Consider the following 14,429-nt stretch of genomic DNA (forward strand, 5'->3'; position numbering starts at 1 on the left):
ACTTATCGCAAAATAGAACCTGAAAAAGAATTACGATAAGTAAACGTTTCTTAGGCCGAAAGAGCATCTACAGTCAGTGCAGCCATATTAATCATGACTTTTTCTCGTTTTTTATCTTTACGAAGACGATGGCGTGGAAGGCGACCATCAGCCAACATGTCATTGATCGTATCGACTGGAAGCCCAGTAAGTTCGCTATAGCGTTCAATTGTGACGTGTGGTGTGTTCAGAGTGATTGAAATGTTATGGGGCATGGTGCAACATTCCTTCTTTAGTTCGGCTTGTGGCGAGCCGTTGTTTAACGTGATTAGTTGTGAAGGCTCCAAAAGAACACTTCAAGTTCAACCTTAAGATCGCTTTTGGAATCTGTCAATGTATTTAAGATTGTTTTGGAGGTCTCTTGGATTTCAATGGCGGCGGAAAGAAAGTGATTGAGCGTTTGGTTGAGGCGTATGGGTTTACAACCCGACAGGCGCTATGTGACCACTTAGGGGTTTCAAAAAGTACAATGGCAACGCGCTACATGCGTGACATTTTCCCTGCAGATTGGGTGCTTCAATGCGTTGTAGAAACAGGAACTTCAATTGATTGGTTGGTATCAGGAAAAGGTGAGTTAAAAACCACAACAGTCAACTCGTTGATAGACGTTGAAATCCATGAGCTAAAAAATGGAGAGGTTATTGCACTTGGGACCCACAAGATTGCCCCAATTTTCCTTCTCAAAGAAATTAAATCTGTATTAGCGATAAAAACTAACCAACATATATACATCTGTGATCGAGAAGACAATACCATTTCTGATGGTCAATGGTTAGTTGAGATTGAAGGCAAACTAAGCATAAAAAAAATCAATTTGATACCTGTCAAAAAGGCAATGGTGTCTGAAGATGGTTTTTCTTTTGAGTGTGATGTAAATGTTATTAAACCTGTTGCAAAGATTCAAGCTGTAATAAGTGAGGCTTAAATGGATATTGAGTGGAATTGGGATCAAGATGACGAATTTCTTGGTGAAAAATTGCCTGCAGATACATTGGACAGAAAAAAGTACGCAAAATATCTTTATGAAATCTGTGCTGCACGCGGTGCTAAATCCAATCTCGTAGTTAACATTAATGCGGAATGGGGGGCTGGAAAAACATATTTTACTAAACGCCTAGCCAAGACAATTTCCCACTACCATCCCACAATATACATTGATGCTTGGAAAGAAGATTTTACTGAAGACCCATTGCTCACAGTATTTAGTGGAATTAAAGATCAATTATCTGGTCAATCTGATAGCTTTACTGCTTTAATCAATTCAACAATTGAGAATGTCGGTCCTTTGCTAAAAACAGCGGCACCAGTTATTATTGATGGATTAATACAAAAGTTCACAGGGGTTGACTCCTTTTCTGACCTAACTAAAGACTTATCATCTAAGCTAATAGAAATACACGCAGAAAAATCAACGAGAATAGAGACAGTAAGAAAAGGAATTAGTCGTTGGGTTGAATTCATTGGGCGAAAAGATGGAATAGATAAAGAGCTTCCATTATTTATAATAATTGATGAACTTGATAGATGTAGGCCCGATTTTTCCATTAGTCTTTTAGAAATCTCCAAGCATATTTTTAACATCCCTGGCGTAGTATTTATTATTGCCACTGACACCCAACAATTACAGCATTCAATAAAAGTTATATATGGCACTAATTTTTCAGCAAGTCATTATCTAAGCAGGTTTTTTGACCGTCGATTCCTTCTCCCAACGCCAGAATACAAAGACTTACTATTAACAAAAACAGGTGAAAACATAATTTCGGAATTTAATTCTTTACGTGAAAAATTAATTCCATGCCCACATGACATCACATCATTTGTTAAAAATTGTTCATCCATATTATTATCCATAAAAATAAACATCAGAGACGCTGTAAAAATATACGAGAGGCTAATAGACATACTTATCACGTCAAATAAAACATTTGACCCCAATCTAATGTTGATATTATCTGCATTTAATTTCAAAGATCATGATGTATATGCAAAAATAAAATCAAAAGAAAAGCTAATTCCTAGTCCTCTCAACACAGAGATAGATTTATCATTTGATTTATCTTATGAAACTACACAAGTCAAGTACTTCCAAGCTAATGGTGGTGTTTATAGTAATACGTATAAACAAAAAGAAATTTCAACAAATGTTCTATTTTACATAGAGACTGCTTGGAACACCTTAACGATAGCAAGAACCGCACCTGTTGGCACGCGACCTTACAATACTCCAGAACTTTGGATGGAAGGAGAATTGTCTCAGGAGGAATCATTAGCGAACTTTCTCAAAATGGGATACGCCAAAAGCCGGTACAATGAAAGTGAACTAAAAATTCATCAATATTTCGATTTAATTGAACTGAGCACAACATTTGATTGATGTATGAGTTCACCTAAACATACATTGACCACTGTTTAAATATACAGTTAAATTTAGCCCTCAGACATGAGGGCTTTTTTATGGCAGTACGAAAACTCGACACAGGTAAATGGATATGCGAATGCTACCCCGCCGGGCGCAGCGGACGGCGTGTGCGTAAGCAATTCGCCACCAAAGGTGAAGCGTTAGCATTTGAACGGCACATAATGGAGGAAACTGAAGCTAAGCCCTGGCTGGGTGAATCGGTAGATCGCCGAACTCTGAAAGACGTCGTTGAACTCTGGTTCAAACTGCACGGCAAATCTCTGACCGCTGGCGAGCATGTTTACGACAAGCTGATCCTGATGGTCGAAGCTCTCGGAAATCCCCTCGCCACCGATTTAACATCCAAAATGTTCGCGCACTATCGCGATAAACGCCTGACAGGTGAAATCTACTTCAGCGAAAAGTGGAAGCAAGGAGCCAGCCCGGTGACTATCAATCTTGAGCAAAGCTATATGAGCGGAGTCTTTAGCGAGCTGGCCCGACTAGGTGAATGGACAGCGCCGAACCCGCTGGAGAACATGCGCAAATTCACCATTGCCGAAAAAGAAATGGCCTGGCTGACACATGAACAAATCACAGAGCTTCTGTTTGACTGTCAACGCCAAAGCCCCCTGCTCGCTCTTGTCGTCAAAATCTGCTTGAGCACCGGAGCACGTTGGCGCGAAGCGGTGAACCTGACCCGTTCTCAGGTCACGAAATACCGGATCACGTTTGTCAGGACAAAAGGCAAAAAGAACCGCAGCATTCCGATTAGCAAAGAGCTGTATGAGGAAATCATTGCCCTGGACGGTTTCAGGTTCTTCACTGACTGCTACTTCCAGTTTTTATCTGTAATGGATAAGACTTCTATCGTGCTTCCACGCGGTCAGCTAACACACGTTCTGCGCCATACGTTCGCAGCACACTTTATGATGTCTGGCGGAAACATCCTGGCTCTGCAGAAAATCCTTGGGCATCACGACATAAAAATGACCATGCGCTACGCGCACTTAGCACCTGACCACCTCGAAACAGCATTGCGTTTTAATCCCCTGGCAACATTGCCTATGGCACCAACAAACGTTGACATGCCCCGGATATAGAGTGCTCATCCTGTACCAGCTTATTAAAAATTATTCATGGAATCATTGAGTCCTCTAGTGCGTGATCAATATCACATAATATTGGTTGGTAAATAATTACTGCTCACAATCCATAGAGACTGAGAAATGAATTTCAAAAAATTAATGATGATCGGCTTTACCGTAGCAGTTTTAGCAAGCTGTACTACTGGTGAAAAAATTCACAATGTTCAGGTTGGCATGACAAAACAACAAGTAATTGATTTGCTTGGAACCCCTGATGGTGATGCAGTTAAAGGTAACAGCGAACAAATCCAGTACAGCAACCGGTTAACATCTGGTTGGGGATGGGATAAGGGTGATTACTACGTTACCTTTGAAAACGGGAAAGTCGTCTCTTATGGAAGCGGCGAAATCCGTGGTGCAGGAGCTCCCGTCAAAGGTGTTGTGGTATTTTAATACGCGACATTAGTTAGTTAAACGTTAGTGGCGGCAAAGTGGCGGCAGCGATTGGCAATGCCCCCTAGTCGTCACTTCTTACCACCAAACTAACTTATTGATTATTCTACAAGTCATTGTTTTTACTAACCCGTTTACATAAATGGGTTTTTTGTTGCCTGTATTTTGCCTCCCTCCTTCCTCCCCCGGAAATATCGCTCTATATTTGCAGCACGCCGGTTATGGCACATACTTTTACTCGGTGCTTAATGGTGACGGGAGTAAGCTATGTTGCTCGCAGGCAAAGTCGCGGTGATCTTCGGTGGCAGCGGGGCTATTGGTAGTGCGGTTGCGCAGGCCATGGCGCGCGAAGGTGCCCATGTGTACCTGGGCGCGCGCAGTCAGGAAAAGCTGGATTGGACGGCCAGTCGCCTTCGAACAGCAGGCGGTACCGTCGATACCTTTATCACCGATGTACTCGACGAACACGACGCATCAAAACAAATTACTCAACTTGCGCAGCAAACCGGTGGAATAGATGTGGTAGTTAACGCGACCGGCTTTATGCATGAGCAGGGTAAGCGCATTGAGGCATTATCCCTCCCTGAGTTTATGGGCGGTATCACCCCTTTCCTCTCGGCGCAGTTCAATATCGCAAAATCTGTAACGCCGCACATGGGCGGCGATCGAGCGGGTGTCATTCTCACCGTTGTCGCGCCCGCGGCCCCGATGGCGATGCCTGGACATCTGGGTCACATCGTCGGCTGTGCGGGAACAGAGGCATTTATTAAAGCGCTCGCCAGCGAACTGGGGCCGGCAAATGTTCGGGTCGTCGGCGTGCGATCACATGCGATTGTGGACGCGGTAGCGGCCGGCTCGTATACCGGAGAGATTTTCTCCGCAAAAGCGCAATCAATGGGGATAACCGTCGATCAATGGTTAGCGGGCGCGGCGCAAAGCACCATGCTCGGGCGCCTGCCTACGCTTGCTCAAATTGCTGAGGTAATGACCTTTCTGGCTTCAGACCATGCAGCAGCAATCACCGCCACGGTGGTGAATATTACCGGGGGCGCTACCCAGAGCTGACTGTCGCGGACAAGCCCGCTATACGCTCCACCATCAGCAAAATATCTTCTCGCTGCAGCGGTTTTTTGTCCGTGACAAAATGCAGCGTCATCCCTTCAATAAACGCATCCAGCGCCCGCGCCGTCACCGGGTCAAACCACTGCTCCAGCGTTTGTTGGCTTCGTAGCATCCAGTTTTGCATCACCGTTTTTAGCGCCGGTTTACGGCTGGCGAAGGCATATAACTGATACATGAGCTCCATGTTGTCAGGCGTGGTGACCTGAGAGCTGTAAATCATATCGGTAATAGCCTGGCAAGCCTGCGACGCATCCTTAACGTCGGCAAAAAAGGCCTGATACTGCAGCAGCATCCTGTCAGTAAAACGGCCAAACGCCTCCATCAAAAGCTCATCGATACCCGAAAAGTAATAGGTCATAGACCCTAGGGGCACCTGAGCAATTGTCGCAATCTTGCGATGTGTAACCGCATGAATACCATGGGCTATTACCGCATCCAGAGTTGCCTGAACTATTTTTTCCCGCCGCTGCGGATCGTTCGCACGTCGCACTGCATTACCTCTTCTTGCATTTGTGTACAAATGTACACAACCTTGCTAATGTTGTCTTCTTTCCTCTTTTCTTTGGCTCGAATTCATGACTGGCATCTCATCACGCAAAGCCTTAAGACGTCGTACCTGGGCGCTGTTCACGTTCTTCTTTTTACCAGGATTATTAATGGCCTCCTGGGCAACGCGTACCCCTGCCATCAGAGATATTCTCTCCATCTCCACCGCTGAAATGGGCGCGGTGCTATTTGGACTCTCTATCGGTTCGATGAGTGGCATTCTTTGTTCGGCCTGGCTGGTGAAACGATTTGGCACGCGTAAAGTGATCCGCACCACCATGTCTTGCGCAGTTCTCGGAATGGCAATCCTCAGCGGGGCGCTCTGGCTGCATTCCGCCTGGCTTTTCGCGTTTGGCCTGGGCGTATTTGGTGCCAGTTTTGGCGCGGCAGAAGTCGCCATCAACGTCGAAGGTGCGGCAGTTGAGCGCGAAATGAATAAAACCGTGCTGCCGATGATGCACGGTTTTTACAGCCTGGGAACGCTGGCAGGTGCAGGGGTCGGAATGATGCTTACCGCCTTCAGCGTCCCGGCGACCGCGCATATTCTGCTGGCGGCGATGGTTGCAATCACCCCTATCTTCATCGCTATCAAAGCGATTCCTGACGGCACGGGTAAAAATGCCGCTGACGGAACTCACTCCGGCGAAAAAGGGTTGCCTTTTTATCGCGATATCCAGCTATTGCTGATTGGCGTCGTGGTGCTGGCGATGGCATTTGCTGAGGGTTCCGCCAACGACTGGCTTCCGCTGCTAATGGTGGACGGACATGGATTTAGCCCGACATCAGGCTCGCTGATTTATGCCGGCTTTACGTTGGGTATGACCGTTGGACGATTTACCGGCGGCTGGTTCATCGACCGCTATAGCCGCGTCGCGGTGGTGCGTGCCAGTGCGCTGATGGGCGCACTCGGAATTAGCCTGATTATTTTTGTCGACAGCTCCTGGGTGGCAGGTGTTTCCGTTATTCTGTGGGGACTCGGCGCATCACTGGGCTTCCCGTTGACCATTTCGGCTGCCAGCGACACCGGCCCCGATGCGCCAACCCGCGTCAGCGTTGTCGCAACGACCGGCTATCTGGCGTTCCTGGTAGGACCGCCACTGCTGGGCTACCTGGGTGAACACTACGGCCTGCGCAGCGCTATGCTGGTGGTGCTGGCGCTGGTGCTTGTCGCCGCCATCGTCGCAAAAGCTGTGGCGAAACCAGATCTCAAAAATACCACTGTGATGGAGAACAGCTAATGAGTATCAAATTAATTGCGGTCGACATGGACGGCACATTTTTAAGCGACCAAAAAACCTATAACCGTGAGCGCTTTATGGCGCAATATCGTCAGATGAAAGAACAAGGGATCCGCTTCGTGGTCGCCAGCGGCAACCAGTATTACCAGCTAATCTCCTTTTTCCCTGAACTGGCAAGTGAAATCTCATTTGTTGCCGAAAACGGCGGTTGGGTGGTCAGTGAAGGCGAAGATGTTTTTAACGGCGAGCTGGCGAAAGACGATTTTCATGCCATCGTGGATCATCTGTTGACCCGTACGGATATCGACATTATTGCCTGCGGTAAAAGCAGCGCCTATACGCTGAAGCAGTACAGCGACGAGCATAAAACTGTTTCCGCCATGTATTATCATCGTCTTGAATTTGTAGATAATTTTGACGATCTTAACGACGTTTTCTTCAAGTTCGGGTTGAATATTTCCGACGACCGTATCCCGCAGGTGCAGGCTGATCTGCATGAAGCCATTGGCGACATTATGGTGCCGGTGCATACCGGCTACGGCAGTATCGATTTAATTATTCCCGGCGTGCATAAGGCAAATGGTCTGCGCCTGCTGCAACACCGCTGGAATATTAACGACGATGAGGTTGTTGTGTTTGGCGATGGCGGAAATGATATTGAAATGCTGCGTCAGGCAGGATTTAGTTTTGCAATGGCCAACGCCCATGAACCGGTTGTCCAGGCGGCTAAATATCGCGCGGGGTCGAACAACGAAGAGGCTGTGCTGGATATTATCGACCGCGTGTTAAAGAATGAAGCACCGTTTACGCATTAATGCCTCAGCACAGACGGCAACAAAATAATGGCATGATCTATTCATAATCCGCCTCAAATTAACCCACTGGATTATTACTTCCGGTGAATATTTCAGGCGAGCGGATTATGAAGAAAAGTATACTGATGGCGACATTGTTGCTGGGTTTTGCGGGAACAGCATTTGCGCAAAGCGTTACTGTTGATGTTCCCAGCGGTTACAAGGTGGTGGTTGTACCCTCTTCCGTCAGCGTTCCGCAGGCGGTCAGTGTGACTTCCGCGCCGCAAACGGTGTATGTTGCTCCGGCACCTGCCCCGGCTCCTGTTTATCGCGCACATCCTTATGCGCGACATGTTGCAAGCGTCGGTGAAGGGATGGTTATCGAACATCAGATTGACGATCACCACTAAGTTGTCGCCAGGCCCGGGCAACCGGGCTTTAACCTTCCCGTGAATCCCCTACCCGTTTATCTTTCAGGAAGATAACCATCAGAATCAGCCACAGTACGCCGCTTGCCAGATTGAACAGGCTGAACAAACCGTTCCCTCCCAGCAGATAAGCATGTTTACTCAGCTCGATACCAACGGTAAAAATCAGCATCTGCAACATCCCCATGGCGGCGGAAACCGTACCTTTACTCATTTCACTGGCGAACAGCGTCAGACGTACCAGTCCCGCATTCGCCACGCCAATGCCAAACGCATAGATGCTCAAACCTGCCGTCATCCATAGATATGCATGGGATGATACCACCGTGGCCGCTGCGGCAATCACCAGCCCGACGGCGATTGGCCAGCCGCCCATGATAATCAGCGAACGTACGGTTTTTCGCGAAGTCAGGCGCGCCAGCACCAGGTTACCGGCAATCAGCGCGCCAAAAATCGGCACCTGCAACAGGCCATATTCGTAGCTGCTGAGATGTTCACCACTGATGATGATAATCGGCGACTGCGCAATCCACGCCAGTAACGGCAGGCTGACAAATCCCAATGCCAACGCGCCAGCCACGAAGCGTACGTTCCTCAGCACCAGCTTATAATCTTTGCCCAGCTCTTTAATGGATAACTTTTCGCCAAGTCGGGTTGCCGTTTCCGGCATCGCCCGTTGCAGACCAAAAAAGGAGATGGCGGCAAGAGCGGCAAACAGGATAAACATCCCTTCCCACGGCAGAATATGTACCCAGGCTGCGCCGACCAACGGACCCAGCAGTGGCGCAATCAGCGCTACGTTTGCCATCAACGCAGTTATTTTTATGCACACCGCTTCTTCAAAGGATTCCTGAATTGCGGCGTAACCCACCGCGCCAATAAAGCACAGGCTTATCCCTTGTAAAAAACGCAGGAAGGTAAACTGCTCAATATTCTGCGCAAGCAGGGTCGCAAGGCAGGTCACAATGAACCACAGCACACCGGTTAACATCACCGGGCGACGTCCAATACGATCCGACAGCGGTCCTAACAACCACTGCAAAAACATGCCGCCAGCCAGATAGGCGGTCATCGATGTGGGTACCCAATCTAATCCGGCGTTATATTGCTCCACCACCGCCAACATTCCGGGCTGGATCATATCGTTGCCGATATAAGTAGAGAATTCGTAAAGCACCAGACAGAGAGGGAAAAGTAATGCCTGACGCCCCAAACGGGCGCCTGAAGATAAACGGTTCTGCATGCAATCTCTTAACTATAGAAAAATCGCGCAAAGTGTAATAAATGCGCCGTACTGGTGATAGTGAATTATGTGATTTGAAAGCAAAATGCGCACATTTTTACACTCATTTGCTCACGAAGATTTGGCTTTAAGGTTAATTTAAGTTGAGGCCGCTATCATGCTCAATAAGTCTCATTAACTGTCTTAAAAATAGTCATTTAGCAGACAAATAAGACAAGACCGCTTTTTATTCCGCGAAAGCAATTTTATGCTCTCCCCCCTATGGGCCTTTAAACGATTACACTGAGTCTGGACGTTATGCTGGAAAATCTGAACAACTCACTTTTTTATCTCATCAATGCCACGCCGGACTCTGCGCAATGGATGATATCGCTGGCGATTTTTATTGCCAAAGACCTGATTAGCATCGTGCCGTTGTTAGCCGTTGTACTTTGGCTTTGGGGACCGCGCGACCAGGTTATGCTCCAGCGTCAGTTGGTCATCAAAATGGCGATTGCGCTCATCGTCGGGCTGACGATTTCATGGCTGATGGGACATCTGTTCCCCCACGATCGTCCGTTTGTTAACCACATCGGTTACAACTTCCTGCATCATGCAGCGGATGACTCTTTCCCGAGCGATCACGGTACGGTTATCTTTACCTTTGCCCTCGCTTTCCTGTTCTGGCATCGCCTTTGGACGGGCGCTCTGCTGATGGGCGTTGCCGTAGCAATTGCCTGGTCGCGGGTCTACCTTGGCGTACACTGGCCGCTGGATATGCTGGGAGGATTACTCGCCGGACTGATTGGCTGTCTGAGTGCCCAGATGATCTGGCAGCGCTTTGGCGCAACCCTGTATCTCGGCTTGCAAAATTGCTATCGCGCCTGCTTCGCTCTGCCCATCCGTAAAGGCTGGGTGCGTGACTAACCCACGGTAAAAAGAGTAATATTAAGCGCGGCACAGAGCACTTATTCTACTCTCCAGGGGAACTATGGAAACTCGACGCGATGAGCGTATTGGTCAATTACTGCAGGCGCTGAAACGCAGCGATAAATTACACCTCAAAGAAGCCGCGACGCTGCTGGGTGTATCCGAGATGACCATTCGTCGCGACCTGAATAATAACGATGCTCCCGTCGTCCTGCTCGGGGGCTATATTGTTCTGGAACCCCGCAGCGCAAATCACTATTTAATTAGCGATCAAAAATCCCGGCTGGTTGATGAAAAACGTCGCGCCGCCCAACAGGCGGCAAGCCTCGTTCAGGCACACCAGACCATCTTTTTCGACTGTGGCACCACCACGCCGTGGATCATTGAAGCCATCGACAATGAATTGCCTTTCACCGCAATCTGCTACTCGTTAAATACGTTTCTGGTGTTGCAGGAAAAACCGCAGTGCCGCGTTATTCTGTGTGGTGGCGAATTCCATGCCAGCAACGCGATTTTCAAACCGCTCGATTTCCAGGAAACGCTGAACAATCTGTGTCCGGATATCGCCTTTTATTCCGCGGCAGGCGTTCATATTGAGAAAGGCGCGACCTGTTTTAACCTGGAAGAGCTGCCGGTGAAACACTGGGCGATGTCGATGGCGCAGCATCACGTGCTGGTGGTCGATCACAGCAAATTTGGTAAGGTGCGCCCTGCGAGGATGGGTGAAGTAAAATGCTTTGATACCATCATCAGCGACAGCCGTCCTGACGAGGCGTTTGTTGAGTACGCGAAAGCGCAACGTATAAAGCTGATTTATTAAGAGATGCTGCCGGATGGCGATAGCGTCATCCGGCAAACGCGAAGATTAAGAGAACCAGCCACCAAACCACTGGTGGAATTTCATCATCACAAAGTCCCACATGCGGCTAAAGAATCCGCCCTCTTCAACGTCTTCCATCACCATCAGCGGACGCTGCTCGATAGATTTCCCGTTCAACTGGAAGTCGATAGTGCCCACAACCTGACCTTTCTTCAGCGGCGCGGTTAACTGTGGCTCGGTGAGGGTAAAGCTGGCCTTCAGGTTTTTGAGCTGACCACGCGGGATGGTCACCGAACCTGCTTCTCCAGCGCCCAAATTAACTTCGCTCTTATCGCCAAACCAGACGCGCTGGGTCACAAAAGTCGCATCCGGCTTGATCGGCGTAACGGTTTCAAAGAAGCGGAAGCCCCAGGTCAGCAGCTTTTCTGACTCATTAAAACGAATGCGGTCGGTTTTCGCCCCCAGCACCACGGAGATCAGGCGCATATCGCCCTGAGTTGCGGAAGCCACCAGGTTGTATCCCGCCCCGGCAGTGGTCCCGGTTTTCATACCGTCCACGTTCAGGTTGGTGCTCCACAACAGACGGTTGCGGTTCGGCTGGCGGATTTTATTAAAGGTAAATTCTTTCTCTTTGTGGATTGCATACTCTTCCGGTACATCGTGGATGAGTGCTTTCCCGAGCAGCGCCATATCACGTGCGGTACTGAACTGTCCTGCGGCATCCAGGCCATGCACCGTCTGGAAAGTGGTGTTGGTCAGCCCCAGTTTTTTTGCGTAGCCGTTCATCAGGCCAATGAAGGATTCCTGACTACCGGCAACGTAATCAGCAAGTGCGATACAGGCATCGTTCCCGGACTGAATAATAACGCCTTTGTTCAGATCGGACACCGCAACCTGATCGCCAGGTTTGAGGAACATGACCGACGAACCGCGCAGGGCCGGGTTACCGGTCGCCCAGGCGTCTTTGCCCACCGTGACCATGTCGTTGAGGTTAATTTTCCCGGCCTTTAGCGCCTGACCGACCACATAGCTGGTCATGATTTTGGTCAGACTGGCAGGATCCAGTTTCTCATCAGCATTACCTTCCGCCAGTACTTTGCCGCTGGCGTAATCCATCAGGATCCACGCGCGCGCGTCCACGCTCGGTGGGGCCGTCGGTTGCTCCGCCGCCTGTACGGTCGGCGCCAAGAGGATTAAGAGTGCAGAACCTGCAGCAAAGCTGCGAAGTGAAGAGAAGTATTGCGTCATAAATGCCACCCGAGTATCCATTCCAAAAAACCACGTCATACCACACCGTGTTTACACAAAACCGGCCAAACGACCTCGGCCAACCCATGCAGAAAAGGTCTGATGGATGACGTGTAAAATAAGTGCGGTGAGTAATAACGCACTAACGAGCTTAAAGAAACCGTAAGTTGGTAAAGTTTTTAAAGTTTATGCAATAACGCCGCGCTGCGCTGCTCCTGGCACGATTTTTTTAGACTTTGTTGCGTAAATATTAGGTTTACCCCACCATGTGAGCTCGTCAGATGGCATCTGCAGCCATAAAGCTGCTCAATTAATTTGCGGGGTTACTATGATTACACTGTGGGGTCGCAATAACTCGACCAACGTAAAAAAAGTATTGTGGACGCTCGAGGAACTGGAACTGCCGTATAACCAAATTCTGGCGGGCGGACAGCATGGCGGTAACCGCGATGCCGACTATCTGGCACTGAACCCCAACGGACTTGTCCCGCTGCTACGCGATGATGAAACGGGCGTTGTGCTATGGGAATCCAATACCATTGTCCGCTATCTGGCCGCTCAGTACGGACAAAAGCGTTTGTGGATTGATGCTCCGGCTGCGCGCGCTGTCGGTGAAAAATGGATGGACTGGGCGAACCAGACGCTAAGCCCTGCGCATCGGGTTATCTTATTTGGTCTGGTCAGAACACCTGCCGATCAGCGCGACACGGCGGCCATCGAGGCGGGCGCTCAGGTTTGCGATAACCTGTTTGCCATTCTGGATAACGCGCTGGCGGACCAGTCATGGTTCTCCGGAGCTGAATTTGGTACCGCAGATATTGCCGTTGCGCCGTTCATCTACAACCTGTTCAATGTTGGCCTGAGCTGGACCCCGCGCCCACATCTGGAGCGCTGGTATCAACAACTGACCGAGCGCCCGGCGTTTCAAAAAGTCGTGATGATCCCGGTCAGCTAACCAGGTCAGGGACTCACTTTTAGTAATTCCCCGTCGGACTCGTCGGTTAATACATATAAATAACCGTCTGGTCCGACGCGGACATCACGGATCCGCTGTCCCCGTTCCTGTAACAGACGACCGTCTTCGGTGACGGTATTCCCTTTGACGCTCAGCACAATCAGTTCTTTATCTTTCAACGCGCCGATGAACAACTTCTGCCGCCACTGAGGGAAGGCGTCGCTGTTATAAAAAGCCATTCCACTGACTGCCGGTGACTTTTCCCAGTAAAAGATGGGTTGCTCAGTGCCAGCAACAATTTGACCTTTTGCTTCCGGAATTTTAAGACCGCTGTAGTTAACGCCCCAGGTCGCGATCGGCCAGCCGTAGTTTTTTCCTTTCTCCAGGATATTGATTTCATCGCCCCCGCGTGGACCATGCTCATTGAGCCACAGGGTATCGCTCCAGGGATTCATCGCCATCCCCTGCGGATTGCGGATACCATATGACCAAATCTCTGCCCGCTCCCCCGTCTTGCCCACAAACGGATTATCCGGCGGAATTTTCCCCTCGTCGGTCAGTCGTACCACCTTACCCTGCAGCTTATCCAGATCCTGTGCGCTGGCTCGTTGGTTATTCTCACCGAGGCCAATAAACAGATAGCCGTTACCATCAAATACCATACGTCCGCCAAAATGGTTTCCGGTAGAGAGCTTCGGCTGTTGGCGAAAAACGGTCTGGAATCCTTGCAGATGTTTGAGATCGTCGCTCAGCCGCCCGTAACCTACCGCCGTGCCGGCTTTACCTTCACTATCAGCTTCAGCAAAGCTCAGCCATACCCGGCGAGATTGTGCAAAATCCGGTGCTAACGCCACATCAAGCAGTCCTCCCTGACCATTTGCCCAGACTTTGGGCACGCCGGTCAGTGGGTCGGAAATCCCCTTCTCTGGCTGCCAGAGTCGAAGCTGGCCGCCTTTAAGCGTAATGAGCATACCGCGATTGTCGGGTAAAAAAGCCAGCGACCACGGGTGATCGAGTTTGGTTTGCAGCACTTCCACTTTTACCGCGGCGGCATAAGTGGAAAATAGCGCAAGTGGAATAGCACAGAGAAAGAGTCGACGCATAACACCTCCTGAATAGCTCTGCATAAAGCGTAGCCAGCAAGG

The 14,429-nt window shown here is 49.4% G+C and carries 16 protein-coding genes; 11 read left to right on the forward strand and 5 right to left on the reverse strand.

Features of this window, described 5'->3' with window-relative positions; all coding sequences use genetic code 11:
* Positions 1–50 precede the first annotated feature (50 nt).
* The gene (locus tag OGW16_RS11595; RefSeq protein ID WP_080625505.1) at positions 51–254 is read right to left on the reverse strand and encodes a regulator; all 204 of its coding nucleotides are present in this window, start codon (positions 252–254) and stop codon (positions 51–53) included.
* A gap of 146 nt (positions 255–400) precedes the next feature.
* On the opposite strand from OGW16_RS11595, the gene OGW16_RS11600 reads away from it, so the two are divergent.
* The 5 genes from OGW16_RS11600 to OGW16_RS11620 all read left to right on the forward strand — a co-directional run bounded on the left by OGW16_RS11600 (position 401) and on the right by OGW16_RS11620 (position 5,046).
* Complete coding sequence (locus OGW16_RS11600; protein ID WP_080625506.1) at positions 401–964, forward strand: phage repressor protein CI; 564 nt, start codon at positions 401–403, stop codon at positions 962–964.
* On the forward strand, positions 965–2,416 hold the full coding sequence (locus OGW16_RS11605; RefSeq protein ID WP_080625507.1) for a KAP family P-loop NTPase fold protein: 1,452 nt from the start codon (positions 965–967) through the stop codon (positions 2,414–2,416).
* 80 nt (positions 2,417–2,496) lie between these two features.
* Positions 2,497–3,543 (forward strand): phage integrase, encoded by a 1,047-nt coding sequence (locus tag OGW16_RS11610; protein WP_080625508.1) that lies wholly within the window; start codon positions 2,497–2,499, stop codon positions 3,541–3,543.
* A gap of 126 nt (positions 3,544–3,669) precedes the next feature.
* Positions 3,670–3,981, forward strand: coding sequence for an outer membrane protein assembly factor BamE domain-containing protein (gene bamE / locus OGW16_RS11615; protein WP_052951303.1), 312 nt, complete (start codon positions 3,670–3,672; stop codon positions 3,979–3,981).
* A 267-nt stretch (positions 3,982–4,248) separates the two neighbouring features.
* Complete coding sequence (locus OGW16_RS11620) at positions 4,249–5,046, forward strand: SDR family NAD(P)-dependent oxidoreductase (protein WP_286518472.1); 798 nt, start codon at positions 4,249–4,251, stop codon at positions 5,044–5,046.
* On the opposite strand, the gene OGW16_RS11625 is transcribed toward OGW16_RS11620, so the two are convergent.
* Positions 5,033–5,593 (reverse strand): TetR/AcrR family transcriptional regulator, encoded by a 561-nt coding sequence (locus OGW16_RS11625; RefSeq protein ID WP_043015724.1) that lies wholly within the window; start codon positions 5,591–5,593, stop codon positions 5,033–5,035. The two genes, OGW16_RS11620 and OGW16_RS11625, sit on opposite strands and share 14 nt — an antisense overlap.
* An 85-nt stretch (positions 5,594–5,678) precedes the next feature.
* Between OGW16_RS11625 and OGW16_RS11630 the strand changes: the two genes are divergently transcribed.
* From OGW16_RS11630 to OGW16_RS11640, 3 genes are all read left to right on the forward strand, one after another.
* The gene (locus tag OGW16_RS11630; protein WP_047412405.1) at positions 5,679–6,887 is read left to right on the forward strand and encodes an MFS transporter; all 1,209 of its coding nucleotides are present in this window, start codon (positions 5,679–5,681) and stop codon (positions 6,885–6,887) included.
* A complete protein-coding gene (locus tag OGW16_RS11635) occupies positions 6,887–7,702 on the forward strand; it encodes a Cof-type HAD-IIB family hydrolase (protein ID WP_286518473.1) in 816 nt (271 codons plus the stop codon). The genes OGW16_RS11630 and OGW16_RS11635 overlap by 1 nt, the downstream gene beginning before the upstream one ends.
* A gap of 107 nt (positions 7,703–7,809) precedes the next feature.
* Positions 7,810–8,091 (forward strand): hypothetical protein, encoded by a 282-nt coding sequence (locus OGW16_RS11640; protein ID WP_043015721.1) that lies wholly within the window; start codon positions 7,810–7,812, stop codon positions 8,089–8,091.
* 28 nt (positions 8,092–8,119) lie between these two features.
* Here the strand turns inward: OGW16_RS11640 and OGW16_RS11645 are convergent, their stop codons facing one another.
* Positions 8,120–9,352, reverse strand: coding sequence for an MFS transporter (locus OGW16_RS11645; protein ID WP_043015720.1), 1,233 nt, complete (start codon positions 9,350–9,352; stop codon positions 8,120–8,122).
* Between the two features lie 297 nt (positions 9,353–9,649).
* Between OGW16_RS11645 and ybjG the strand changes: the two genes are divergently transcribed.
* Both ybjG and deoR read left to right on the forward strand, forming a co-directional pair.
* Positions 9,650–10,258: an undecaprenyl-diphosphate phosphatase gene (gene ybjG / locus OGW16_RS11650; RefSeq protein ID WP_043015719.1), complete on the forward strand. Its 609-nt coding sequence runs from the start codon at positions 9,650–9,652 to the stop codon at positions 10,256–10,258.
* A 64-nt stretch (positions 10,259–10,322) separates the two neighbouring features.
* Positions 10,323–11,081, forward strand: coding sequence for a DNA-binding transcriptional repressor DeoR (gene deoR / locus OGW16_RS11655; protein WP_047412413.1), 759 nt, complete (start codon positions 10,323–10,325; stop codon positions 11,079–11,081).
* 45 nt (positions 11,082–11,126) lie between these two features.
* On the opposite strand, the gene dacC is transcribed toward deoR, so the two are convergent.
* Positions 11,127–12,329, reverse strand: coding sequence for a serine-type D-Ala-D-Ala carboxypeptidase (dacC, locus tag OGW16_RS11660; RefSeq protein ID WP_032944358.1), 1,203 nt, complete (start codon positions 12,327–12,329; stop codon positions 11,127–11,129).
* A gap of 328 nt (positions 12,330–12,657) precedes the next feature.
* Between dacC and OGW16_RS11665 the strand changes: the two genes are divergently transcribed.
* Positions 12,658–13,284 (forward strand): glutathione S-transferase family protein, encoded by a 627-nt coding sequence (locus OGW16_RS11665; RefSeq protein WP_075144939.1) that lies wholly within the window; start codon positions 12,658–12,660, stop codon positions 13,282–13,284.
* 5 nt (positions 13,285–13,289) lie between these two features.
* Here the strand turns inward: OGW16_RS11665 and OGW16_RS11670 are convergent, their stop codons facing one another.
* On the reverse strand, positions 13,290–14,387 hold the full coding sequence (locus OGW16_RS11670; RefSeq protein WP_075144940.1) for a PQQ-dependent sugar dehydrogenase: 1,098 nt from the start codon (positions 14,385–14,387) through the stop codon (positions 13,290–13,292).
* Positions 14,388–14,429 lie beyond the last annotated feature (42 nt).

It is taken from the genome of Citrobacter sp. Ce104 (assembly GCF_030334595.1).
GTDB lineage: Bacteria > Pseudomonadota > Gammaproteobacteria > Enterobacterales > Enterobacteriaceae > Citrobacter > Citrobacter europaeus.